24 protein-coding genes, 1 tRNA gene and 1 rRNA gene are annotated in these 25105 nt (G+C 49.7%); 8 read left to right on the top strand and 18 right to left on the bottom strand.

Features of this window, described 5'->3' with window-relative positions; genetic code table 11:
* Nucleotides 1-73: 73 nt before the first annotated feature.
* Genes AN477_RS05915 through AN477_RS05905 form a run of 3 tightly spaced genes read right to left on the bottom strand, consistent with a single transcriptional unit; the run spans nt 74 to nt 2510 of the window.
* Nucleotides 74-1033: a PDR/VanB family oxidoreductase gene (locus AN477_RS05915; RefSeq protein ID WP_157061837.1), complete on the bottom strand. Its 960-nt coding sequence runs from the start codon at nt 1031-1033 to the stop codon at nt 74-76.
* Between the two features lie 5 nt (nt 1034-1038).
* Nucleotides 1039-1572, bottom strand: coding sequence for a dimethylamine monooxygenase subunit DmmA family protein (locus AN477_RS05910; RefSeq protein ID WP_054968253.1), 534 nt, complete (start codon nt 1570-1572; stop codon nt 1039-1041).
* Nucleotides 1572-2510, bottom strand: coding sequence for a heme-dependent oxidative N-demethylase family protein (locus AN477_RS05905; RefSeq protein WP_245631733.1), 939 nt, complete (start codon nt 2508-2510; stop codon nt 1572-1574). The genes AN477_RS05910 and AN477_RS05905 overlap by 1 nt, the downstream gene beginning before the upstream one ends.
* Before the next feature lie 110 nt (nt 2511-2620).
* Between AN477_RS05905 and AN477_RS05900 the strand changes: the two genes are divergently transcribed.
* Nucleotides 2621-3106, top strand: coding sequence for a nitroreductase family protein (locus tag AN477_RS05900; RefSeq protein ID WP_054968251.1), 486 nt, complete (start codon nt 2621-2623; stop codon nt 3104-3106).
* A gap of 140 nt (nt 3107-3246) precedes the next feature.
* Here AN477_RS05900 and AN477_RS05895 read toward each other — a convergent pair whose 3' ends face one another.
* Both AN477_RS05895 and AN477_RS05890 read right to left on the bottom strand, forming a co-directional pair.
* Nucleotides 3247-4542: an MFS transporter gene (locus tag AN477_RS05895; RefSeq protein WP_054968250.1), complete on the bottom strand. Its 1296-nt coding sequence runs from the start codon at nt 4540-4542 to the stop codon at nt 3247-3249.
* 159 nt (nt 4543-4701) lie between these two features.
* Entirely contained in the window at nt 4702-6858 is a 2157-nt protein-coding gene (locus AN477_RS05890) for a PAS domain S-box protein (RefSeq protein WP_054968249.1), read from the bottom strand.
* Nucleotides 6859-7259: 401 nt separating this feature from the next.
* On the opposite strand from AN477_RS05890, the gene AN477_RS05885 reads away from it, so the two are divergent.
* The 4 genes from AN477_RS05885 to AN477_RS05870 all read left to right on the top strand — a co-directional run bounded on the left by AN477_RS05885 (nt 7260) and on the right by AN477_RS05870 (nt 10306).
* A complete protein-coding gene (locus AN477_RS05885) occupies nt 7260-7469 on the top strand; it encodes an IDEAL domain-containing protein (protein WP_054968248.1) in 210 nt (69 codons plus the stop codon).
* A 672-nt stretch (nt 7470-8141) separates the two neighbouring features.
* A complete protein-coding gene (locus AN477_RS05880) occupies nt 8142-9353 on the top strand; it encodes a ParM/StbA family protein (RefSeq protein WP_054968247.1) in 1212 nt (403 codons plus the stop codon).
* Nucleotides 9350-9766: a hypothetical protein gene (locus AN477_RS05875; protein WP_054968246.1), complete on the top strand. Its 417-nt coding sequence runs from the start codon at nt 9350-9352 to the stop codon at nt 9764-9766. Before AN477_RS05880 ends, AN477_RS05875 begins: the two co-directional genes overlap by 4 nt.
* A gap of 81 nt (nt 9767-9847) precedes the next feature.
* Nucleotides 9848-10306 carry a helix-turn-helix domain-containing protein gene (locus tag AN477_RS05870; protein ID WP_054968245.1) on the top strand — a complete coding sequence of 153 codons (459 nt, stop codon included), beginning with the start codon at nt 9848-9850 and terminating at the stop codon, nt 10304-10306.
* A 106-nt stretch (nt 10307-10412) separates the two neighbouring features.
* On the opposite strand, the gene AN477_RS05865 is transcribed toward AN477_RS05870, so the two are convergent.
* The 3 genes from AN477_RS05865 to AN477_RS05855 form a co-directional block, all read right to left on the bottom strand.
* A complete protein-coding gene (locus AN477_RS05865) occupies nt 10413-11003 on the bottom strand; it encodes a C40 family peptidase (protein WP_054968244.1) in 591 nt (196 codons plus the stop codon).
* A 140-nt stretch (nt 11004-11143) separates the two neighbouring features.
* Complete coding sequence (locus tag AN477_RS05860; RefSeq protein WP_054968243.1) at nt 11144-12469, bottom strand: MFS transporter; 1326 nt, start codon at nt 12467-12469, stop codon at nt 11144-11146.
* Between the two features lie 179 nt (nt 12470-12648).
* Nucleotides 12649-12727: transfer RNA gene (locus AN477_RS05855), tRNA-Arg, on the bottom strand.
* Between the two features lie 155 nt (nt 12728-12882).
* Here AN477_RS05855 and AN477_RS05850 point away from each other — a divergent pair.
* Nucleotides 12883-13713 (top strand): aldo/keto reductase, encoded by an 831-nt coding sequence (locus AN477_RS05850; RefSeq protein ID WP_054968391.1) that lies wholly within the window; start codon nt 12883-12885, stop codon nt 13711-13713.
* 12 nt (nt 13714-13725) lie between these two features.
* Nucleotides 13726-14835: an NAD(P)H-dependent flavin oxidoreductase gene (locus tag AN477_RS05845; protein WP_342668546.1), complete on the top strand. Its 1110-nt coding sequence runs from the start codon at nt 13726-13728 to the stop codon at nt 14833-14835.
* 78 nt (nt 14836-14913) lie between these two features.
* Here AN477_RS05845 and AN477_RS05840 read toward each other — a convergent pair whose 3' ends face one another.
* The 8 genes from AN477_RS05840 to guaB all read right to left on the bottom strand — a co-directional run bounded on the left by AN477_RS05840 (nt 14914) and on the right by guaB (nt 22086).
* Nucleotides 14914-15210 carry a hypothetical protein gene (locus AN477_RS05840; RefSeq protein ID WP_054968241.1) on the bottom strand — a complete coding sequence of 99 codons (297 nt, stop codon included), beginning with the start codon at nt 15208-15210 and terminating at the stop codon, nt 14914-14916.
* 66 nt (nt 15211-15276) lie between these two features.
* Nucleotides 15277-15729 (bottom strand): hypothetical protein, encoded by a 453-nt coding sequence (locus tag AN477_RS05835; protein WP_054968240.1) that lies wholly within the window; start codon nt 15727-15729, stop codon nt 15277-15279.
* A gap of 69 nt (nt 15730-15798) precedes the next feature.
* Nucleotides 15799-16086: a hypothetical protein gene (locus tag AN477_RS05830; protein ID WP_054968239.1), complete on the bottom strand. Its 288-nt coding sequence runs from the start codon at nt 16084-16086 to the stop codon at nt 15799-15801.
* A complete protein-coding gene (gene serS / locus AN477_RS05825) occupies nt 16087-17370 on the bottom strand; it encodes a serine--tRNA ligase (protein ID WP_054968238.1) in 1284 nt (427 codons plus the stop codon).
* Between the two features lie 204 nt (nt 17371-17574).
* Nucleotides 17575-18147 carry a pyridoxal 5'-phosphate synthase glutaminase subunit PdxT gene (gene pdxT, locus AN477_RS05820; protein ID WP_054968237.1) on the bottom strand — a complete coding sequence of 191 codons (573 nt, stop codon included), beginning with the start codon at nt 18145-18147 and terminating at the stop codon, nt 17575-17577.
* Nucleotides 18148-18171: 24 nt separating this feature from the next.
* Nucleotides 18172-19056, bottom strand: a complete 885-nt coding sequence (pdxS, locus tag AN477_RS05815) for a pyridoxal 5'-phosphate synthase lyase subunit PdxS (RefSeq protein ID WP_054968236.1) — start codon at nt 19054-19056, stop codon at nt 18172-18174.
* 194 nt (nt 19057-19250) lie between these two features.
* Nucleotides 19251-20522, bottom strand: coding sequence for a D-alanyl-D-alanine carboxypeptidase family protein (locus tag AN477_RS05810; protein ID WP_054968235.1), 1272 nt, complete (start codon nt 20520-20522; stop codon nt 19251-19253).
* A 94-nt stretch (nt 20523-20616) separates the two neighbouring features.
* On the bottom strand, nt 20617-22086 hold the full coding sequence (gene guaB / locus AN477_RS05805; RefSeq protein ID WP_054968234.1) for an IMP dehydrogenase: 1470 nt from the start codon (nt 22084-22086) through the stop codon (nt 20617-20619).
* Between the two features lie 225 nt (nt 22087-22311).
* On the opposite strand from guaB, the gene AN477_RS05800 reads away from it, so the two are divergent.
* Complete coding sequence (locus AN477_RS05800) at nt 22312-23463, top strand: YaaC family protein (protein WP_245631741.1); 1152 nt, start codon at nt 22312-22314, stop codon at nt 23461-23463.
* A gap of 396 nt (nt 23464-23859) precedes the next feature.
* Here the strand turns inward: AN477_RS05800 and AN477_RS05795 are convergent, their stop codons facing one another.
* Both AN477_RS05795 and rrf read right to left on the bottom strand, forming a co-directional pair.
* Nucleotides 23860-24084, bottom strand: coding sequence for a hypothetical protein (locus tag AN477_RS05795; protein ID WP_054968232.1), 225 nt, complete (start codon nt 24082-24084; stop codon nt 23860-23862).
* Between the two features lie 914 nt (nt 24085-24998).
* A 5S ribosomal RNA gene (gene rrf / locus AN477_RS05790) occupies nt 24999-25105 on the bottom strand; the annotation flags it as partial.

The raw sequence follows: 25105 nt of genomic DNA, 5'->3' as shown, positions 1-25105 counted from the left end.
ACGTGCGGGTTACTCGCCTTAATCATGTACCCTCTCTGGTCATGTACCCTCTCGCAAACAAGACGACTTCCAACTACAAGTCAAGCACCAATCTGTCTTTTTTAGCTCTAGATACACAACAGAGAATTTCCCTTCCCTGTGCCTGCTCTTCCCCTGTCAGATAGAAGTCCCTGTGGTCCACATCACCGTCAATGACCCCCACCATACAGGTGCCGCAACCGCCGACTTCGCATGAAGATGGCACGTTGACATCCGCCTCTCGCAAAGCCGCCAGTAAGGTTTGATGTCCAGGAACGTCTACCCATCGGCCTTGTTTTTCCAAGAACGCACGAAACGGATGGTTATCCCCTCCCTGTGAAGCTGTAAAGGCCTCCATATGGACACTTTGCTTAGGGTAACCAATGGCTCGCGCGCAATCACGGAACTCCTTCATCATTCCAGGCGGTCCACATACATACAGGTGCGTGCCAAGCAACTGATCCTGCAAAAGGTTTGGCGTAAGTCGACAGCCTTCAGTCGAGAAGTAAAAATGAACCTGACCGGGGAAGGTGCCGCTTAGCCAATCATAAAACGGGCATGCCAAGGCTGACTTGGCAGCCATGTGCAATTCAAATGACTGGCCCTGACGGCGAAGCGCGAGCATCATCGAAATAAAGGGCGTTATCCCAATCCCACCGGCCACAAACAGGTGGTGCCGAGCGGTCCGGCTTAGGGATAAATGGTTGACTGGCACGGAGACCTCAAGTCTTTGCCCGACAATCACCTGTTCATGCCAGTATCGGGAGCCCCCTCGTGATGTCTTACTTTTTGAGACTGCAATTTGGTAAAACCGGGTTTCGTCCGCATCGCTGCAGAGAGAATAATGACGTCGAAGGACAACATTTCTTGTCCCAATGCAGGTTTCCACATGAGCCCCTGGGTGAAATGGAAGCACTGTACCCGCGTCAACTGGTACAAGGGTAAACCGCTTCACGCTCTCAGCAATTTGTTCAATATCAGCTACTTCGACCATGCAGGATCGCGCTAAAAACACCAGAATCACCTGCCTTCGGGAGTTGTTCTGCTCGGTTGTGGCTCTTCAGACTTGAAAACCAGCTGTTCCGGCAAGACAATATACCCCATCACAGCGTCCAACTTCTTGGAATAATGATTGGATACCTCAAGCATACGGCCACACATTTCACAGTGTATATACGACCCCGCGACGGGATCATTCCGGTGGTAACAGCCGGCGCAAAGCACAGGGTGTACCGTCGCCCCTGTTACATCTGACCAAAGTTCCTCATTCGTGATCCCAAAGCTGAAGAGCACATTCTCAAGCCCTCGTACAAACTGGTAATCACCGCAAACATACAAACGGGTGCCAATTTTGGCAGACCCAAGCTCATTCTTGAGTTCTTCGACCGTGACCGTACGCACAGCTATTTGCAGGTCAGAGGCCATCTGTAACACGGCTGAACACGACTCCTGTTGCCCATCCTGACACAGAAACAACAGCGAATGGGCACATTGTAAAAAAGCCCAAAGGTTATCTTTGCGAGTCCCCCCACCGGCAGCGGTTCTGTTTCTCATCATGTGTTCACCCTTAACTCTTTCGCTAAATACTCAACGACAACGTCCCTGTACGCACTTAGACCTTTGTACTCAACTAATTTCGGAGACAGTGTACAGAGAACTCTGTACAGCCGATTTGTCCAGGTCTGATTCTGAGTGATTTCATGGAGCGGCATCAGGTACGTATGGATAGTGAACAACAGACTGTTACTTCGCGGCATACGCATGAGGTTTTGTTCTTCGACCCGCAAATGTACGAGATGACCTACATTGTCTTCCGTGACTCGGTAGCGATAGGGGCCCCACTCATCAAATGTCTCTGCCGAGGTATCGAGTCGTCGCCCAGCATTCAAAGACCAATTCAAACGCGTCCAGGGCTTCCCGCTTTCTACGCGCATCAGAAATCGTTCGATTTTGGCGGCCAGTCCATCGTCAATTAGACCCGGAACAGGCGTGTGAATATCCATAAAAGGCATACCAAAATCGAAGTACAGCGACCAATTCCCTGGGAAACAGAGTTGACCCGCTTCGAGTACCAACTTGTCGTCATACTGTGTGAGCAATATTAAGTCTTCTTGTACTTGCCGCCCAGCAAAGTCAAGCGGTGCACATGAAAGACTGTCATTATCCAAATCGCGAAAATGAACCTCTTCACCGAGCAGGGTGTTTTCGAAAATCCAGTTGTCTCCTTCCTGCCGTAGACGGAAGTGCTCAGGGTAGACTTGGGACAATTGATGGAGAACATAATTCAGGACTTCCCACTGAGCATCTCTTGTATGGATTTCCTCCCGGAAACAACGTTCAGGATGCTGCTTGAGCAAGGAGCGCTTTAGGCCCACTTCCTCCGTGTATTCGTGCGTTACCTGAATAGAAACATTCGTGTCGAGGGGACGAAGGTTATTCGAATATTGAAATATATCCGCCGACAGCGGAAACGGGAAACGCGACGAAAGCACAGTCATTCCCCCTATAATTAAAATTCAGCCTGTTCTTGTTAGTCACCTATGGTACCATATGAATCGGATTCATGGAACGCATATCTGTCGGTACTGGAAGGAGATATAGAATGAATACGTTAGAAGCCATCACAAGCAGACGGCACATTAAGCAATTTAAGCCAGATGCGGTATCCGAAGACCTGCTGAAGAAATGGCTGTCCGCAGCCAGCTTTGCGCCGAATCACCGAATGGTTGAGCCGTGGAAAGTCCTCGTTGTAGGCCCAGAAACCCGGGCTGCATTAAAACATGGTGCAAACTTTGGCGAGGCACCCGTCGTGCTTGCATTTCTGTCTCAAACCGCCGAGAATCCCATCGATCGCGATGAGAACCTGATTGCCACCTGTGCATTTATCCAGAACTTCTGTCTTGCAGCGTGGGATGAAGGAGTCGGCACACGTTGGACATCTATTGGGACAAAACAGGGGACACGGGACATCCTCCAGGTCCCAGAACAGTATGAAGTGGTTGAAATCCTTGGTGTCGGGTATCCAAATGAGGTCCCACTTGCAAAGGAACGCACGCCGATTACGAACAAGCTCGATTATCTTCCGTAACCACTGCGGCCCTCCAAGCGCCTCCTTTCAAGTTGAAGACTCCTCTGGAACATAAACAAGGTTCGGTACCTAATCAGGTACTGAACCTTGTCTTTTCCAAACGTCAAGTCAATCCCTGTCAATTATCGAAACTGTTTCATTCAGGCGTGAGCCTCAGTTACATTGCGCCTGCGGCCGGGTAGCAATAAACTTCCGAAAACCCCAAGGGCAGAAAACGCAGCCGGCAGGATAAATGCAACCCCGTACGCATGTCGAGCAGCCAATGTCGTTGCACCTGTCCCGCCGCCGGCTGCATCAATCACCGCGCCAAAAAGGACAGGGAGAAGGACAGCGCTGAGAAAACCACCCGTGTTGGCAAATCCGGAAGTAACGCCTGACCTCGAAGCCGGAACGTGATCGCGAATGGCAGCAAACGTAAGCAGGCTGCTGCCACAGCCGAACCCGACGACAAACATGACAACACCTGCTAATAACAGCGGAGGTTGGCCATTAAACACCACAATCGCTAACCATGCAAGCAACGCCAGGGTCTGGACGACAAAATAAGGCCGCTTTCTGTCGTTCAAGCGATCGCTAAGCGCCCCCATGACAGGACTGGCGACAAGTGCACCTATAAATGCTGTTAAGGTAAACCACGCGGCGTGTGCCCGCGGCAGTCCATAAACGTCCATGAAATAGGGAATAACCCACAGGCTCACCATCGCCAAGTAGGTACCCATAGCTCCAAAATGGCAGAAAAATGTGGCCCAAGACACCCGATTCCGAACAACGTCCGCGAGCATCTTACCTAGGGGCAAGCGTTCGATATGTACTTCTGAAGTTTGGACGGACTTCGCTAAACGCCCCGGTCGGCCAACCATCAGGACATACAGATCCAGGATTGCCGCAAGCACGAGGAGGGTACCGATGACACGAAACGGCGTTCGCCACCCCGCAACTGCAATCCAGGATGCAAGAGGGATACTTGTTACGAGAGCACCCACGTTCCCGGCCGTGTTTACAAGTGCCAGAACCGCACCAAACTTTCCCCGTGCAAACCATTTAGCAAGAATCAGGACGATATTGACCCAAATAAGGGAATCTCCGAGTCCTACGATAGCGCGGCCCACCAACAGCCAAACGAATTCGTGCGCATTGGAGAAAACCAGGGTTCCAACGCCGTCAAACAGGACCCCTGCCATGAGTAGGCGTTCCGGACCTGAGCGGTCTCCGTAAACACCTACTGGAATTTGAAGCAGCATGTATAAGAGGTATTGAATACTTGTTATGCTTCCAAGGACTGCCGCTGAAACGTGGAATTCGGCCTGAAGTTGGTCTGAAATTACCCCTGGGCCTGTGCGCTGCGTAAAGACAAGCAGGTACGATAAACCAATACTGGCCAGCACTAACCAGCGCCACCGCGCGACCAGCGTGGCCATGAACTTCGATTGTTGCATTCTCGGATGCCTCACAGATGTTGGATTGATGGTCAACATCCTGACTCTAGTACAGTGCATGAAACGTGTCAAAGGTTTATTCTACATCATGAAAAGCCTCATTCTTACGTAAAATCCATCTCTGACGTAATATTTGCTTCGGCCTTCTGATTCAGGGCGTCAACTGGTTCGACACTTGTCAGCACATGTCACAACAGGTAACGTGATGGCGACCTTTGTTCCCTTTCCAACGGTACTCGATATGCTCATGGTTCCTTTGTGTGTTGAAATGATCTTGTGACTCACCATCAGACCGAGGCCTGTTCCTTTTTCCTTCGTTGTATAAAATGGGTCGCCTAGCCTTGGAATCCTTTCTTCCGGGATTCCCTCACCCTCGTCAAGAAAGCCGATAGTTACCCGTTGATTCTGGAGCGTCAGGTTTACATAAAGTTCCCCGCCATTTGGCATCGCTTCAATGGCGTTTTTAACGACGTTCACGAAAACCTGTTTGATCTGGTTTTTCTCACACTCCACTAGCGGATTTCCATTAACAAAATCGCTGTGTATGGTCACATCCTGCATTAAGGCCTGAGGAGAAAGGAACGCAAGAACCTCTCTCAACAGCAATTGAATGTCATAGGGCTCAAAGTTGATGGCTTGCGGCCTGGCCAGCACGAGCATTTCTGACAAGATGAGCTCGATCCGGTCAAGCTCCCCCTTCATAATCTCAACGTACCCTCGCTTTGTCCCACGGGAACGTTCATGCAATAGTTGCAAGAATCCTTTCAATGCAGTAAGTGGATTGCGAATTTCGTGTGCAATTCCGGCAGCTAACTGACCCACCGCGGATAACTTTTCTGCATGAAGCAGACTCTCCTCAGCTTGTTTTCGTTCAGATATATCGCGAATGATAACCTGCACTGCACTGTCACTAAAACGTACTAAACGAACCTCAGCATAGAATACATCCCCGCTGAGTTTGATCCATTCCTGTTCAACAGATTGACTGTGACCAGAGGACAGCATGGATTCGAAGGTGGAAGTGTAATCTCGGTGTAGAAACTCACAATAGTTTCGGCCAATGATATCCTGTTCCGATGGTGCTCCAAACATCCGGAGTCCTGCTTCATTCATAAATACCCACGCATCGTCTTCAAGAATCCCAATGGCATCTGCAGAGTTGTCAACAAGACGCTGATACCGTCTAGTCGTCTCTGCCAGCTGCAACTCAACGGTCTTTGAAGCTGTGATGTCATGCGAAGTTCCAATCATTCGAATTGCCGATCCATCGTCATCGGTGAGGATTTCACCTTGTGAATGTAAATAACGGATACTCCCGTCATTTCGAACGATCCGAAAAACATGGTCCAGGGGCTCCCCTGTTTGCAGAGACCGATTGATTCGCTTTTCAACCCACGCACGGTCTTCGGGGTGAATGAGAGAGGTAAAGTCTCCATATGTGCACTTCCTGCTTTGAGTCCCGAGAATGTCACACATTTGCCCAGACAACGTCAGTATATTGCTCGTTACATGCCAATCCCAATGGCCTAGTCCGGCGATTCGTACCGCATGTTCGAGAGACTCCTGTAAATTCATCTGTGCAGAAACATCGCGACCTACACCGACGATTTGTTTGACTTCCCCAGACACATCACGAAGCACCTTAACCGTCGTCTCAAACCAAACGTAGTTGCCGTTCTTACGATGGACTCGGCATACAAACCTTTCGACGTCCTCTCCTCTGCCAATCCGTTCGAACACTTCTTCGACGTAATCGACATCTCCAGGGTGGCAGATAGAACTGATTTTACAGTCCATAATCTCGGACGGGTCATAGCCCAGAATTCCCCGCACGGATGGAGAAACGTACAAGCATGTGCCATCCGCAAGGTTATTTGTGATTACATCCTGAGAATTTTCTGATATCAACTTAAACAGCTGCTGTGTTTCGTACAGTCTCTGTCGGTCTCTGTATTGCTCCGTGATATTCTTGGCGGTGCCAAAAATCCCAATCACCACGCCGTCTAATATAACAGGCGAAGCCGTAACACTGAGATGAACAATCCGTCGTTCTTTATGTAGAATTTTTGTTTCGAAAGTCTGTGTTTCACCACGCGTAACCGTGAAGAAATGTCGAGACGCCACATCGAGCTCGTCGGGTACAATCAGGTCAGTAAAGTCCATTTTCAAAAATTCGCTCAAAGTGTATCCGGAGATGTACTCGCAAGCTGGATTGGCATCCAGGAACTTCCCCTGCATATCGAGGATGTAAACTCCATCCGGGTGACTTTCAAAAAACCGCTTATAAATTCCACTGTCGGAGATATGCCTTTGCACGGATGTCGAGTCCTCTCTTTTACACAAAATGTGTTTCCAATGTAACATACATGTCTTACGTTTCGTGTCGAAACAAGGGACCTCATATAAAACAGGATCTACAACAGGTTATTCGCTGTAAACGTGCAGTATGCGATGTCAAGCTGGGCGGTAAACCAGTTGTTGTGCACGGAAACACTGATGCACGATCACGTTTTGGAATGAGTGTCGGAGCTATGACGCAACACTCAACCCCCAGGTTTGTCAGCCTGATGCCATACAGAATTGAAACAGATCCACGATGGTGATGAACTGTTATATATCACCAACCCAAAACAGGACTCGAACGGGCCCTTTTTGAGATAAATCGATTGATTATTTCGTTAATGTTCTGATAAAATGTGAAAAAGGAGGGACTCATCATGATGGAGAACACATCCAAGCAACAGCCCACTCGTCCTCCGTTTACTCCCGGTGAACTTTCTCAAATGGCAGACCAAGTCGTGCATCAAGCTGTAACAAGTTGGTATCGCGATTGGCTAAGGTCCCAAATAGATGAGGCATTAGACGCACGAGACAAGGTAAGATTCCATGAACTCGCAGATGAGTGGAATCAACGTTATGCTCGCTAACGCTCCGTAACCCGGAGCGTTTTTTATTTCCAGAGGTGACCTTTCACCATCGCGAGCAACACACCTGCCAGGACTCAAAAGAACTGTAAACTTTAAAGTTTAAACTCTGAACTTTGAGTCTTAGAATTCAGGCTTTAAGCTCCAAAGTTTGAATGTCAGAGTTTAAACCTCAATCTAATAAGCTTTAGACTTTTGCACTTCCTAGTAAGCTTTAGACTTTGCACTTCGAAGTTCAAGCTTGTTTACCACGTCGAGGCCTTCTGCCCTGTCAGTTTCACTCCATCTACTCTGCTATACAATGTTAAAGTTTAAATGTTAACCTTGCCCCTCGCTGAATCCTCCGATTCACCCACTGCCTCTTAGTTCATCCACTCTTTCACAATCAACGTTAAAGTTTAAAAGTGAAAGTTTAAGCGTTGAAGTTGACCTCACACGCCCTGGTTGACCCTCACTACCCTCCCTCTGTCTCTTTCATCCCCGAACTACTCAAGCCGTCAGAGTTCAGTGTAAAAGTTCAAACTTTCCCTTTTACAGTTTCAATTTTGACTGTCATCCGGCTGAAGTCTGCGCCTTAAACCTTAAACTTTTTTATTTTACCCTCGAAAAGCCAGGTTTCCTTTCGAATCTCTTATACTACCAACTCGAAATTGGAGATGAGAGAGGAGCAAGACATTGGCCAAAACTGAATCGTTGACCACATCAATTGTCCTTTCGCTGGACAATGGCAGCAGTCACATCAAAGGAATCTACGACAGTCTCAACCAGACCTTCATCTTCCCCAATGTTGTGGCCCAACCAATTGGCGAACGTTACCACCTAACTGATCAAGGACACCCATTACAATTTCTAGACCTCCACTTCACTTCCCCCGCTATCGAATCTGATACCTACCGTCACATGTACGTCGGCGATCTCGCTGTCGGTGACGAGGGCGTGGTACACGAGATTGTCGGGGATAAAGCTGCTCAGAAAAAGGCGCAGCGGCCGGAAACCATCGTAACCTTGTTGACCGGTGCAGCCTACGCCATCGCCGCAAAGCATGAACAGGATATCAGCCGAGGCGTCAAGCGTATCAAAGCATCTGTAGAACTTGGAATCGGGTTACCGATCAGCGAGATCGCTAAATTTCGACATGAGTTTGCAGAGAAAATCACCTCAGGCGTGCACTCCGTCACCTTTGGCACCACCCCTAAGTACGCTGGCGTGACCATCGAAATGGAGTTTTTGTTACCGATTGACATTGGGATTGACGACGTGTCTGGCGTTTACGACATTGAGGCCACTTCAAAATCCCCGTTGTCCCACAAGGGATTCGGCATTGCTGACGTTGGCGGCGTCGACATGGATATCGCCTTCTTTCGACCGGGACTAGAACTTGATCAGAGGTATTCAACAGGCACAAAGATTCACTTGAACGATGCGCTTGAGAATATTCGTCAAGAGGTCAATCGCGAGGCAGAAGAACTGATTGCAAGTACGGCCGAGCTGACACAGATGCTAGTGAACAAGGAATACGAAATTTTTGCAGAAGGTAAAGTGGTATTTGATATGACTGACCTCGTCAACCGCCACCTTCGTATTCTCGCGGAAAAGGTTCTCAAATCCGCTCGAACAGCCTGGAAAAACGTCCGCTACGCGAGCGAGTTCTGGTTCATCGGCGGCGGAGCTATTGTGTTGCAGCCGTGGATCGAAAAACTGAACGCACAACTTGGGCTTCCCATCCGATTCGACACACCCGAATACAGCCAGTTTCGCAATGCGCGCGGTACCTTTTTACTCCTGAACCACGCTCTTTCGACGCAGCAAACCGTTGCAGTGAGTACCGAAATCGTGGCTGCACATACCGAAACACCGGCTGCAGTGCGTGAGCCTGAGAAAAAATGAGAAAGCGAAGAAGAACGGTGTACGTCTCTCCAGGCAAAGACGTCACCTTATATGTACCAGCTGATACACCGCGCGTTGTCATTGACTACTTAAATCATTTAAAAGACGAGGGGCAGTTCAGCCAGGGAGTGATGGATATCCTTATCCATCACGTAACCGGTCAAACCACTACTGTGTTTCATCAGACCGAAGTCCCGTCCGGGGAGGATTTACTTAAAGTACCGGAGACGGCGCTTCCCAGCGTTTCTTTCGCTTCGTTAAGGAGTGATTCTGATGCATTGCCCGTCGATGAACTAGACTCATCATATACAGCCCCCTCAACGAAACCGCCATTTCACCTGAAAATGGCAGATATATTTCGTCAACCTCAAAAAAAACACCGGAAAACTGGCGGACGCCGGGCCCGGTTCTAACTCGGAATAGATACTTCTGTACCTCCGTCCGCCTCGGGTAACTAGCCGGATCTTGCCGTCAAGGAAGGAGACAGATTAACCATGACTGTCGCACAACCTACTGAAAGCAAGCGGAATTTCATGATGTCAACGGAGATTTTCGAACACCCGGGACTGGATATCTACGCTCAAATGACTTTTATTGTAATGAAGTCCTATACAGCGGAAGCAGGTATTCCAACACTCGAAGAACTAGCGCAATACGGAAGGATGTCTGTCAAGCAAGCAGTAAAGGCCTTACAAGACCTCGTAAACCTGCGAGTCCTGACACAAAAGATGTTCCGGCAGATTGTCGGGGATTTTGCGGATGACCGCTTGTCTTGGGCTGCCAAGGGAATTTTATCATTCTGCAAAGACCATCGGACTGCCACTCTGAAGGACATTGCGAACCTTGCAAGCCAGTCCGGAGACAATGAACACTCAATCCGCAAGGCACTCAGGGAGTTGCGAGATTTGGGCTACCTAGAAGACTATCCGGAACTGAAAAAAACGGCCAACTAACTGCGCTGTGCCCGCTGTACCGCACAGGTAAACCTGATGCTTGTATCAGTACCCCAGCATCAGGTTTACCACAACAGCTTGGGCCAGAGCACGGGAGTGATCTGGCCTACAGCACCTGGCGGCCATAAAGGAACCGGGGGCCCCAATATGAATCCTGCAGACTAATGGTTGTCAATCCGTGTGTCGTTAAAGCGACACACATCCCATTCCCCACGTAGATTCCGTCAAAAGTCACAGTAGTTGGGTTATTACCGTTCAGCCCAAAAAATACCATGTCTCCAGCCTGCAACTGGCTTTTCCCTTCTACCATGCTCCCCGTCTGCGATTGCTCCAGAATGGTTCTTGGCACCGTCACCCCTGCGTCAGCATAAACTTGTTGGACAAAACCAGATGCATCCATGGATTTGGGTATTCCACTCGACAGCATCTGTTGAACGGTCGACATAACTTTTCGCTGTGCGTTCGTGTTTACGGATGACGAAGACACAACCTTGATGACAACATTGTTCATGGCCGAATTGGAACGGCCATTTGATGTTGATTGCTTGCTCATCCTAGTGTGGGACGCCCTGTCCACGGCCACTGGTGCATTGGACGGCACTGTAGCATGCCAGTTTACGTACGCAACAATGCCAATCAGGACAACCGTTGTCAGTATCGTGCTGCCCCCTGCTACTTTATGCCAAGTTTTCATCATCACCCTCGCTTCCAGTTCGCCAAGTCCGATTCTGCAACGATTGTCGCATCTCACGAGCCAATTTGTTAACAGGCATGATCAGTCTATGCCTATATCTTTCGTAGACTTGGTCTGGTTTGAGGGAGTCACAGCCTCAAATCTTACTCTGCTTCGCCCGATGCGATGTCAAGACTTGCACCTCGCCCCGTTTCTGTACCACCGATATACCATGCGAGAGCTCCGGCAAACCCGACGGCCCATACCAGGCAATTAAACAAGGTGTACGCGTTGAGGCCAAAGTTTTGAGTGATGTAAATGGTGGCGATATATAAGCCGATGCTGACAAAACGTACAAGCGCTGTATAACTTCCGCGGTTCTTCGTTGGCCATACTTCGCCTTTTAACGTGTCTTCTGTGAGATACGCAATATTTACAAACACGTTGAGAAGTACGAACAAGATCCAGAAAAGAGCCAGGTCTTTCGTCCACCCGCTTGTCGTTAACCAAATAACGACGGTCAGCACCAGAGAACCACCATAGCCGAGAAACAGGAGGAATTTGCGGCTCCACCGGTCTGCCCAAAATCCAAAAAAACCGGATACAAACCCAGTCCCGGTAGCGACCAGAATAATAGCAGCATTCAAGTTCGGAAAATAGTGAGGTCCAAGAACATAGGTCATTAGCCCAAAACCTGCCGCTCCGGCAAATGCCGTTGTGATCGTGACAAACAGCTTTAAGGGAATCCCTGCTTTACGCCGTGGTCCGGATTCCACCGTTTTCTCCGTCGCCTGTCTTGCCGCAGCCCTTCTTGCCTCATACTCTGCAGCCCCATAGTACTTTTCAATCTCGGCACGGGCTCTGTCATGCATGCCGCGCCGCTCCAGCCAGGGAATGGATTCAGGAGTACGCCGCCGCGCAACCAGCATGATAATGAGGACAACAAGCAAGGTGATCCCAATCATTCCACGTTGAAATCCATGATGTTGATACGCTGTGAAAAGTGAAACAATACCCAATATAACTCCACCAAGGTTGATGAAGTTCAACTCGAGCATCATCGTTTTACTGCGATGTTTGTGCGGCATCATCTCGTGTGATGCCGCCATAATGGTATTCATTTCTCCTCCGGCAGCAAATAGTAGAATGGCAAGAAAGACAAGAATGAGCACATAGGTATTACTAAACACAATCCCAATCGCGCCAATACCGTACATGGCCATCGTCGTGTAAAAAGTGTTTTTACGACCAACGAGATCGGCCAGAGGGCCAGCTACACCGATACCGATAATCAGCCAAATCGGAGACCAGGCAAGCAACAGTGACTCCAGATACTTCGGCATCTGCACCCAGCCAGTCGCAATGCTCGCCATGCTAAAGATGTAGTTTTCTAAGAGCATACCGAGACCAAACGACCAAAACGACCAACTGTCCGTGCTCGTCCAGTGCTCTTCAGCTAATGCAGTACCCGACCCTGCGTTTTGCGACATGAAAAATAAACCCCCTTTAACTGATAAGATGCCCTCATTGTAGCACCGCATACAGCCTTATAAATTGAATATTCTCGTTTTTAAGCGCGCATAAATCACAGACTGATGTAGGATTCATAACCATGAACACGAAAAGTGCGGTATCTCAGAAAGACTGAGATACCGCACGACAAAACCATTGGCGCACCCGGAGGGACTCGAACCCCCGCAAGACGCGGTTTAGGAAACCACCGCTCTATCCGACTGAGCTACGGGTGCATCACTTTTTACCTTCACTATTATACAGACATCATGCCCTTGCTGCAAAGGAAACCTACGGTACAACTTCCTTGTTTCTAGTATACTGTAACTGGGGATATCGTTTTGCAGTAGCCTTTGTCAAACAACTAAAGTTAGAAGGGAGAATGTTGGACATGGCAAAAAGTCTTACAGACTACACCGTACTGAATAATGGCACTAAAATGCCTTGGTTCGGACTCGGTGTCTACAAAACCCAAGAAGGCGAAGAGGTCATCCAATCCGTTCGAACTGCACTCGAGTATGGGTATCGAAGTGTAGACACTGCCAAGCTGTACGAAAATGAGGAAGGAGTCGGCCAAGCCGTTCGGGAGTCAGGCATTCCTCGCGATGAAATCTTTGTTACGACCAAACTTTGGAATACGGACCAGGGCTATGAATCTGCACTCAAAGCCTTTGAAGCAAGTCGAAGGCGTCTCGGCCTCGAGTACGTTGACCTTTACCTCATTCACTGGCCGGGGAAATCAAGGTTTAAGGAAACCTGGAAAGCATTCGAGAGGCTCTATAAAGACGGACTGGTAAGAGCCATAGGTGTAAGTAACTTTCACGTCCATCACTTAGAAGCGTTGTTAGCCGATGCCGAGGTTGTACCTGCCGTAAACCAGATTGAACTTCATCCCCGTTTGACGCAAGTGGAAGTCCGGGACTACTGCGACAGACATGATATTCGAGTCGAGGCATGGAGTCCACTCATGCGCGGCAAGCTCCTCAACGACCCTACAGTGACAAAGATTGCAGAAGCACACGAAAAAAGTGCTGCCCAGGTCATTCTGCGTTGGGACCTTGATCACGGAATTATCACCATCCCAAAATCAACACACGCACATCGGATCCAAGAAAACGCAAATGTTTTTGATTTTACGCTTACACCTGATGAAATTGCCGCGTTGGATGCGTTAAATACCAACGAGCGAACGGGTCCAAATCCAGATGAGCTCATCTTCTAGGAGTGGGGAGAGATTACTATCTGGAAACAAAGTGCGTTAACGAAGAAACTCGGGATTGATGTACCTATCATACAGGCACCGATGGCTGGCGGCCCGACAACACCCCAATTGGTCGCCGCAGTCTCATCTGCTGGGGGTTTAGGGTCTCTCGGTGCAGGCTACATGTCTGCAAACGGTCTTCAGCGCGCAATTCGGGATATCCGCGAACTTACAGATCGTCCATTCGCTGTGAACCTATTTATTCCCACAGACTTTAACTATGATGAACCTGTCGCACACGACATGGCGAGTTTCCTTGATACAATTTCCGAATCACCGTCTCTCAAAGAGTCCATGACGTTGCCTAATCCTGCTGCGATGCAAAAACAGTTTGAAGATCAGCTGGAGGTTGTAATTCAGGAGCAAGTACCTGTCTTTAGCTTTACTTTTGGGTCTCTGCACACGGACCTCATCAATCAGTTGCAAGGCAGAGGAACTGTTGTAGTGGGAACCGCAACAACTGTGGAAGAAGCACGCACACTCGAGCAATCAGGGGTAGACGCGGTTGTCGTGCAAGGTGCGGAAGCCGGAGGACATCGAGGTTCGTTCCTGACCGAGAGCTCACGAACGGACTTGAATACACCTGCTTTGATTGGTCTGATGGCATTGCTACCGCAGATTGCAGATGTGGTTCGCGTTCCGATCATTGCTTCAGGCGGCATCATGGACGGGCGGGGTATCGCCGCAAGTTTCGTACTTGGTGCCCAAGGAGTACAAATGGGGACAGCCTTCTTACCAACAGAGGAAAGCGGAGCACATCCAAGTTACAAAGCAGCACTCTTTGACAGCAAGTCTGAGGATACAGTTGTCACGAGAGCGTTCTCAGGAAAATTCGCTCGCGGCATCCAAAACAGCTTCATCCGCCAAGTAGAAGGGTATGAAGGCGATATACCGGATTATCCGATTCAAAATGCCCTCACTCGCCCGATTCGAAACTGGGCAAGTGAACAAGCTCAGCCGGATTACATGTCACTGTGGGCCGGACAAGCGTTGCCGCTCGTGCGTAACCTTCCGGCTGCAGCTCTGGTCAGTCAACTCATTAAGGAAACTGATGCTGTTTTCGATCGAATGCGGCAGTCATAAGAGAACACGCACGAAACCGCAATCAACCGCTCTCAGCATACGTTACGTGGATGGAATAAAAAGCCGATGCCCCGGCGGCTAATGGGTGGGCATCGGCCAAATTCCCCAGCAAAGAAAGGCAATTAGGAGCGGTGGCAGGGCAAAGGCAAAGAGCCAACTGCCAGCCTTAACTTGTCGTTGGCTCTTTGTATCATCGCGCACAGCCATTCCGTCTTCAAAAGAAGCCCCTCGCAGAAGAATAATGATACCAACGAGGATACCGATGGGTCCGATAGTTCCCCCAACGTTCATGACGATAGCTCGAGTATGAAAGAGCAGCGATGCCAGAAAGGACAGGACCCCAACCACAGCTCCCCAAATCAGCCCTTTTTTCATTCCGAATTCCCCAGTCCGTCGCCGCATGTGCGAATTGGATAGCTTAACATGAGCATCATGGCAATACTACTGTTTCATCATTGACGTCAGCTGTCGAAAACTCGGCAAGTCGATACTGTTGATAGAAATGTGAAGCAACCCTCTGTCCGTACTGAGATCCTTGATCGTTAAGGCAATTCCAAATGGACTTAAGATCGATGGCAGATGGACCTTTAAAGCCTGCTGAATGACGTCAACACCACTCGGAGCAGACCTTACTGCTTCCTTCAATTGACGCTCGACGATGGACGATGGGATTGGGACCAGTTTACTTGCCGAAATATCGACAGAGACTGTCCCATCTGATCCGTTGAGCGGAATTGCCAAAAAATCAACACTCCACCAGAGCAATTTCACTTGGCCTCGGATTCCGTCCGCGTCAATGCTTAGTATGCGAATTTTTGCATCCGGAGCAAACTCGCGAATCATAGAGTTGAGGTCGTCGATGGACAGGTCGATGCTGACATGATGTATTTTCACGCAGTTCCTCCTACCGTCAGGCCATCACACGGCCCCGTTTCGTAAACGCGACATCGCCATCAACTCTGCTCAGGAATGTCCAATTCCCCCGTGTTTCCTGGCACGCAGACGTTGAACGGACTTCACAGCCATAAAAATGAGCATTGCCACCCCAAGCACATACAGCACAATACCCAAGATATTCGCCGCGATGGTGGTAGCGAGGACACCAATAATATAGCCCATCAGAATGGCCGTGTAGGTGATAAAAACAGACCTGCCAAAGGCAATTTTATTCAGTGCTTTACGCTGAATAGGCAGGCAAATGATGCTTGCGATGACCATCACCCAAAACGCCGCTTGCCAAAACGTATGCATTTAGGCCTTCCTCCGCTCAATCACTTCTGTCCCCATGTAGGGTACGAGTGCTTTGGGAATCCGGACGCTCCCATCCTCCTGCTGTCCATTTTCAAGAATGGCTGCCACTGTTCGTCCAACTGCAAGACCACTTCCGTTCAATGTGTGGACAAATTCCGGCTTGCCGCCATCCTCACGTCGGAAACGAAGATTTGCACGGCGAGCCTGATAATCTTCAAAATTAGAACACGAGCTAATCTCTCTATATGTACCTGCTGCCGGCAACCATACTTCAAGGTCGTATTTTTTAGTCTCTTTAGAACCCAGATCCCCCGTGCAGATCTCGATCACGCGGTATGGTAGTTCCAGTGCATCGAGAATATCTGCTGCATCCTGTACAAGCGACTCCAACTCATCATAAGAGTTTTCAGGAAGAACAAGTTTCACTAACTCCACCTTTTGGAACTGGTGAACACGGATCAATCCCCGCGTGTCTTTTCCAGCCGATCCCGCTTCAGACCGAAAACTTGAGCTGTAGCCTGCAAATTTCACGGGCAACAAGGATGCCTCTAAAATCTCATCCCGGTAGTAATTGGTAAGCGGAATCTCTGCAGTCGGAATCAGGTAGTACGGGAGCCCTTCTAACTTGAACATCTCATCGCCAAACTTCGGTAAGTTACCAGTGCCAATGAGACTCGTGTCATTGGCGATAAACGCAGGAAACATTTCAGTGTAACCATTCTTCTCGGTCTGATAATCGAGCATAAACGCAGCGAGAGCCCGCTCCAATTTTGCGCCAAGACCCTTGTAGATAACAAAACGCGTACCCGTTACCTTTGTTGCGCGTTCAAAATCAACGATATCGAGATCGGAGGCAATCTCCCAGTGCGGCTTTGGTTCAAACGAAAAATTCGGCTTATCTCCAATGTATCGCAGTGGTACATTCTCTTCTTCAGATGCACCGTCAGGTACAGACGGATGCGCGATATTCGGTAAGCTAAGCAGCATGTCCTGAAGTTTGGCATCAAGATCGCGGACGCTGCCATCGAGTGCCTTGATTGCATCCGATACCTCTTTCATCTGCTTGATATCCGCGCTTGCATCCTCACCCTGCTTTTTCTTTCGGCCGATATTTTCGGAAGCAGTGTTCCGAACGCTTTTCAGACGTTCGACCTCCGTCAATGCAGAGCGCCAATCAGCATCAATTTGAAGGAGCTCATCAACCTTAGAGGGATCAACCCCTTTGCGACTGAGTCCTGCCTTGTATTTGTCTGGTTCCTGTCGAATGGAGCGAATATCAAGCATCTTTAGTCAACCTATCCTTCCGTGACATATGTAGTGAATTGAGCATACCAAATCTGGACTATCGGGACAATCTCAACAGGTTATCGTCAAGAGTGGATACAAAAACGGTGGACAGATTGTCCACCGTTTTCTTTGTCTATTCAACCCATCAAGGGCTTATGCTTCGGCCAATGATGGTTACAACTCAATCGCTCAGTGGCCAGATTAGGCTTGCTCGACAATATCGAGGAAGTACCTGTGCAATCGATGATCTCCCGTTAATTCGGGATGGAAGGAGAATGCAACGAGATTATCCTCTCGGGCTGCAACGACTCTGTCGTTGTAGCGAGCCAGCACCGTTACACCTTCGCCTACTTTCTGGACATGTGGTGCACGGATAAACACAGCCGGAAATAGCTCAGAACCAATGACAGGAATGTCCAGGTCCGTTTCGAAACTCTCACGTTGCCGACCAAACGAATTTCGATCCACGGTAATGTCCATTAACCCTAAATGGGGCTCTGGGGCTCCAAGAATCTGTTTAGCCAAGACAATCATGCCAGCGCAGGTTCCCAGGATGGGAAAACCTTCTTGTCCGAGACTCTGAACTGGTTGAAGCAAGTTGTATTCTCGCAACAACTTGCCGATTGTCGTGCTTTCGCCACCTGGAATGACCAGTCCATTTAAACCCTCAAGATGCTCAGGCAGTTTCACAAGTGTCGTCTCGGCGCCAAGGTCTTCAAAAAGCTTCCGATGCTCCCGAAACGCCCCCTGCAGGGCAAGAACTCCAATCTTCATGAGCGAATCCCTCTAGTCGTCAGATTACCAGCCGCGTGTGGCCATTCTTTCATTCTCAGCCAGTGTAGACAGTTCAATGCCTTTCATCGGCGTACCGAGGCCCTTAGACAGTTCTGCAATCAGTGCGTAGTCCTGATAATGTGTGGTCGCCTGGACAATCGCTCGAGCGAACTTCTCAGGGCTTTCTGACTTGAAGATACCAGAGCCTACAAACACACCATCGGAACCCAGTTCCATCATCAGAGCAGCATCAGCCGGTGTAGCAATACCGCCTGCTGCAAAGTTGACCACTGGGAGTGCTCCCTTATTATGAACCTCGAGCAGCAATTCGTAAGGTGCTCCAATCGCTTTGGACTCTGCAACCAGCTCGTCTTCAGACATGCCCTGCACTCGACGAATCTGTGCAGCTACCATACGTTGATGCTTGACAGCTTCGATGATATTTCCTGTGCCCGGTTCACCCTTCGTACGGATCATAGATGCACCCTCTGCTATACGGCGAAGGGCTTCACCAAGGTCCCGACAACCGCATACAAACGGAACTGTAAACGATTTTTTATTGATGTGAAACTTGTCATCGGCAGGAGTGAGGACCTCACTCTCATCGATGTAATCCACGCCCATAGACTCGAGGACGCGCGCTTCTACAATGTGGCCAATGCGGCACTTCGCCATGACCGGAATCGATACAGCCTTCATGACTTCCTCGACAATGGTCGGGTCGGCCATGCGAGCAACGCCGCCGGCTGCACGAATGTCTGATGGGACGCGCTCCAGCGCCATAACTGCAACTGCGCCTGCGGCCTCTGCAATTTTCGCCTGCTCAGGTGTCACGACGTCCATGATGACGCCGCCCTTTTGCATTTCTGCCATGCCACGTTTTACGATATCGGTACCCGTTTTTGCCATTTGTAATCCTCCTCGTCAGATCAGACAATACTAATCTTTTTTCAGGTTACGAAGATATCGGCGAATTTCAAAGAATCCACCAACAATAAACAGCACAAGTAAAATCCCACTGACTGTCAGGGTGCCTATCTTGAGCCACAGTGACGATACCATCATGCATCAGTCCCTACGTCTGCAGTCTTAAGATTAGTACATTATAGCCGATGGAGCAAATGTGAAAGCCATCCCTGCAACTGACGCCAGAGACGGACAAGTATATTCGCTTTGCCGTCATCTTGTGCCGCCAAGAGAGGATCGGAAGCGACAACTTGATTGTCTGCCACATACTGGACTTGCCCTACCTGTTGACCCTTTTTAACGGGCGCTGCAACGTTCTGATCCAGCTTTATGCTTACAGCATCATTGACTCCAGACGGGAGGTCAAGGGTCAGATTATTTTTGGCACTGACTGGAATTGTCTTCTCCTTGCCGTTTATAACGCGTAGAGATTTCAACCCAACACTCTGCCCAGCAGCAATCACCTTTTTCTCAGTGAACTGATTGAATCCGTAATCGAGCAACGACTGTGTGTCTGAGAACCGGTCCGCGTTCGTTGGATCCCCCAACACTACAGAAATCAGGCGCACTCCGTTTCGTTCAGCCGTACCCACAAAACAGTACCCCGCTTCAGAAGTGTACCCCGTCTTTAACCCATCGAGGCCTGGATACTTGCCGATTAGTTCATCCGTGTTTGGCCAGATGTTGGTCTTATGCGTAACCAGGTTTGTTTGGGATGCTTGGGGCAATGACGTGTACGTGGTCACTTCCGGGTACGTTTCGACCAAGTACCGGGCCAGTACAGCGAGATCGCGCGCTGTCGTGTAATGATTCGCCTGAGGGAGACCATCTGGATTTTCGTAATGAGTCTCCGTCAAGCCGAGTGTTTTTGCTTCCTGGTTCATCATTTGGACAAATGCCTGCTTGTCCCCACCGATCTTGTCCGCCACAGCAACGGTTGCATCATTTGCCGAAAGAACAGCGATAAACTTCATCATCTGTTCAAGTGTCAACTTTTGACGTGGATCAAGGTAGGCGTCTGAAACACCGTCAGTCTGCGATAACTGATAGGCATCTTTCGTGACCGGAACGATATCCGACCACGAATCTTTGCCCTCATGCACAGCCTGAAAGGTCAACAACATGGTCATCAATTTTGTAGTCGAAGCCGGAGCTCTACGCTCGGTGGGGTTCTTTTCATAAAGAATTTGGCCGTTGTCAGCATCCATCAGTATTACAGACTGCGCTTGTAAGCTTGGGGGCGTGGGCACAGACACTGTTTTGGGAAGCTGAAACGTTGCCGTCAGTGAACCAACAGAAGATGATGTCCCTTCAGAAGTTGCTGCCAACGCACTCACAGGAGTAATGAGCGTTGCAGCTGAAAGGGCTGTCGACATCGTTATCCACAGACGTTTATGCTTTGCAGTCAAGGATCGCACTCCCGCACGTTGAAGTAAAAACAGGTTCAGTATAGCATAGGGTTGGCCGAAAACAGGGTGGCCAATTCAGGGCCCTTGACTCAGATTACACGCTGTAGTTCGGTGCTTCCTTCGTGATTTGGACATCATGAGGATGGCTTTCGCGCAGACCGGCTGCAGTGATACGGATGAACCGTCCATTCTCTTGCAAGTCAGGGATCGTTGGTGTGCCACAGTAGCCCATACCGGATCGGACACCACCAACCAATTGATACAGAATGTCTGAAAGCGGGCCCCTGTACGCAACACGGCCTTCAATACCCTCCGGCACGAGCTTCTTGGTGTTGTCCTGGAAGTAGCGCTCACCACCGCCTGCCTTCATGGCGCCTAATGATCCCATACCCCGGTACACCTTGAAACGACGGCCCTGATAAAGTTCAATCTCTCCTGGGCTCTCTTCGGTACCGGCTAGCAAGCTGCCCACCATCACGGTGTCAGCTCCTGCTGCGAGAGCCTTAACGATATCTCCGGAATACTTAATCCCTCCATCTGCAATGATGGGGATGCCGTATTTCCGAGCGACCGTAGCACAGTCGTACACGGCTGTAACTTGTGGGACACCAATTCCAGCAACAACACGGGTGGTACAGATACTTCCGGGTCCGATGCCAACCTTAACAGCGTTCACGCCACGTTGGATAAGCTCTTCCGTTGCTTCTGCGGTTGCTACGTTGCCTGCAACAAGTTGAATATCGGGATACAGGCGCCGGACCTCTCCAATGGCATCCAGAACCTTCGCAGAATGGCCGTGAGCAGTGTCGATCACGATAAGGTCAACGCCAGCCTTGACCAACGCGTCTACACGCTGATACATATCCTCAGACGTCGATACGGCTGCTCCGACAAGCAGTCTGCCATGTGCATCTTTTGCGGCGTTCGGGAATCGACGGGCCTTCTCAATGTCCTTGATGGTGATGAGCCCTTTAAGCGTGCCTTCTCCATCAACGAGCGGTAATTTTTCAATCTTATGGTGTGCGAGAATTTCTTTCGCATCTTCCAGAGTGGTCCCGACTGGCGCTGTTACGAGGTTTTCATGTGTCATGACTTCGCCGATGGGGCGGTCGTAATTACGTTCAAAACGGAGATCGCGATTCGTAATAATCCCAACAAGTTGACGAGTCCCAGTACGTACGATCGGGACCCCGGAGATACGATACTTCGCCATGAGCGCGTCTGCGTCTGAAATAGGGTGGTCCGGGGTAAGGAAAATTGGATCGGTGATAACACCGCTTTCCGAACGTTTTACTTTGTCTACTTCGTCCGCTTGCTGATCAACTGACATATTTTTGTGAATGATGCCAACTCCACCTTCGCGGGCCATCGCGATGGCTAAGTTGGCATCAGTTACAGTATCCATAGCTGCGCTGATAATTGGAATATTAATCGTAATTCCGCTTGTCAGCCGTGTTGTTACATCGATGTCCCTCGGCAGTACTTCGGAACGCGCCGGCACCAGTAATACATCATCAAAGGTAAGTCCCTCTTTGGCGAATTTGTTCTCCCATAGATCAGACATTTGGTTAATTCCTCCCCAATTTATACCGCATACATGCGGCTCGGTCCGCGGATATTATCGGGTAGTATAACAACCGGCTCAGAACGTGTCAATTTAGCAAATACACTGATTTAGGGTTTTGTCACCTGTAAATATAGGCCGAATATTCACGCATTAAGGACGGTTTGATTGTGGAATCAAAACACCAATGTTGCATGTTGACAGCGAGGTGAGTCTTTGTTGGTGATGGCCGATTGGGGAGAAGTTGCAGACGAACTTTGGTCATTTGTTGAATACTGGCGAAGCGAAAATTACATGGCAAAAGTAATTTCCAAGTTTCATCCAGATGAACCGAATCATCGGGTCTACACTGCAGCATCGAACAGTTCTGCCTGTGCGAGACAGGCGTCCGCATATGAGGCGTCTGCAATGACTGCTGATATTTCTGTTCGCCCTCTGCTTCTGTATTATGCCTACCTGAATTGGATAAAAGCTCTCCTTCATGCGATAGACGTGTCATACCCGTCAGAAGCAGCAGTACTGCAGCACGGTGTCTCGGTTCGACGTACAAAGCGTGTGAGCTACCATCTACCATCCGAGATGGTCTATATCTACAAACAAGGGGTGTTACAAAGTGCAGCAGAGCGGGCAGGGATAAAACTTCCCCAGCGCCTCTTGCTCGGTGACGTGTTGGGAATGCTTACGCCAATACAACATCTCATGACAGAGTTCTATCCGAAGTTTCAGCATCTCTATCCCATTCAAGCAGAAGAGAATAAGATAGCTTGGCGCAACGGCATCCTTGTGCCACGTACAATCGCGGCTAACAATGGACAAACCGTTGAGGAGTGGATAACCGACTTGCTCCGGTCTGACAGCGAAGGGCACATGGGGCAAGCATTAGCCTCGCAAGATACTGCAGCCGATGAATCTCTAGATGAGTTTACATCCTTCGTACGATCTGTACGTCAAGCACCTCTCGGATATCTGCGCCTGCCACGCAGCATTTTACAGCATCCATGGATGTTCAAAATAGAAGCTGCGTCTGGTTTCGCTCAAGGAATTAGAGCACTGCCTTCTGTTAACGCCACGGAAAGTCACACCTTGGCGACAGATACCCGCTTAGTGTTGGCAAACCGGGCCCCTCTAGCTGGTTGGATGTTGCACTTTATCGTGCTTTATTGCTTATCCGCGCTCGTTCGATACAATCCCTTGGAGTGGTCTGATATTCTACGCTGGCACAACGAGCCTGATGCTCTCCTCATTGAGACCTATCTGTGTCATGCACCTTCGCACATGCGACTCAACCTTGCAGAGCTGTTTCGTGCAATGGTGACAACTAAGGAAGTAGAGTTTCAAACTGAAGGGCATGCGATAACCTCTGGGACCCTTGACTGACACGGCAAACACATAGGTCTGGAGCAGTTCCGTAGTTGGTCGTCTGGTGTTGGCCCGGAGGTCGTGTGATGTCGGCCTGGCATTCCTCTGGCATTCGTCTGGCCGTAACGAACAAAATTTCCTTTGTTGTGCTCTTAGCGAACAAAAGTGCCGCACTGCCTTGATGGGAACGAACAAATCTTCCTCTCTTGCTCCGTTTTCACATGGTGGCTGACATTTAGCGCACAGGACTTCCCTTGTTGCCTCCGTTCACCTACTTTTGAGGCCGGCGAACCCCTACAAGCGAAGTTCTGTTCGTTGTTTCGTCCGTATCCGGCTGGATTCAGCCATCAACGAACATTCCTTCCCTTATCTCCGCAGCCTAGGGAACCCCCTGCAACACCGCTTAGCTTCCGGTTACAACGGGCAGGCCGCAGGACTGCCTTCCACATCCTCTTTTCGTCCTGTTTCGATGACCTCACAGCTTTCAAATTCAAAGTAAAATGCAAAAAACAAAGCGTAGAAGGTGCGCGCCTTCGCGCGCGAATCAACCAGGACAGGGGACGCACCGAAGGAAGTCTCCGGCGCAGCCCGGCCTTGCGGTACAAACGAATCTTCCTCTGTATGGCCCATAGCGAACAAAAGTGCCGCATCACCTTAATGGGAACGAACAAATCTTCCTCTCTGGCTCCCTTTGCACATGGTGGCTGACATTTAGCGCACAGGACTTCCCTTGTTGCCTCGGTTCACCTACTTTTGAGGCCGGCGAACCCCTACAAGGGAAGTTTTGTTCGTTATTTCGTCCGCAGCCGCCTGGATTCAGCCATCAACGAACATTCCTTCCCCTATCTCCCCAGCCTATGGAAGCCCCTGCAACGCCACTTAACTTCCGGTTGCAGCGGGCAGGCCTCAGGCCTGCCTTCCACATCCTCTTTTCAAAGTATCGAACCGAAGAATAGGCGGTGCGCGCCTTCGCGCGCGAATCAATCAGGACAGGACGTACCGAGCGAGGTCTCCGGCCCGGCGGTACAAACGAATCTTCCTCTGTTGGGCATATAACGAACAAAAGTGCCGCAACGCCCAGATGAGAACGAACAAATCTTCCTCTCTGGCTGCATTTTCACATGGTGGGTGACATTTTAGCGTACAGGACTTCCCCTGTTGCCTCGGTTCACCTACTTTTGAGGGCTGCGACCCCCTACAAGGGAAGTTGTGTTCGTTGTTTCGTCCGTATCCCCCAGGAATCAGCCATCAACGAACATTCTTTCCCTTATCTGCCTAGCCTGGGGAACCCCTGCAACGTCACTTAATCCGTGAGTGCATTGGGCAGGCTGCAGGCCTGCCTTCCACATCCTCTTTTTGTTTTGCGTTACTTCCCTGCCTCTCATTCTCTGTTGTCCTTTGCCTTATCATTTTCGATGACATCACAGCTTTCAAATTCAAAGTAAAATGCAAAAGACAGTGCGTAGAAGGTGCGCGCCTTCGCGCGCGAATCAATCAAGACACAACACAAAAAGAGCCCAGCATCTCTGCTGTGCCCTCTGTGTTACTCACTTGCCTGGCAACGTCCTACCTTCCCAGGAACTCGCGCTCCAAGTATTATCGGCGCTGGAGGTCTTAACGGTCGTGTTCGGCATGGGTACGCGTGTGTCCCCTCCGCCAT

It is taken from the genome of Paenalicyclobacillus ferrooxydans (genome assembly GCF_001399675.1).
GTDB classification, from domain to species: Bacteria; Bacillota; Bacilli; order Alicyclobacillales; family Alicyclobacillaceae; genus Alicyclobacillus_B; species Alicyclobacillus_B ferrooxydans.
Note: the sequence above shows the minus strand (reverse complement) of the source record. Positions and strands in the feature narration are given on the sequence as shown.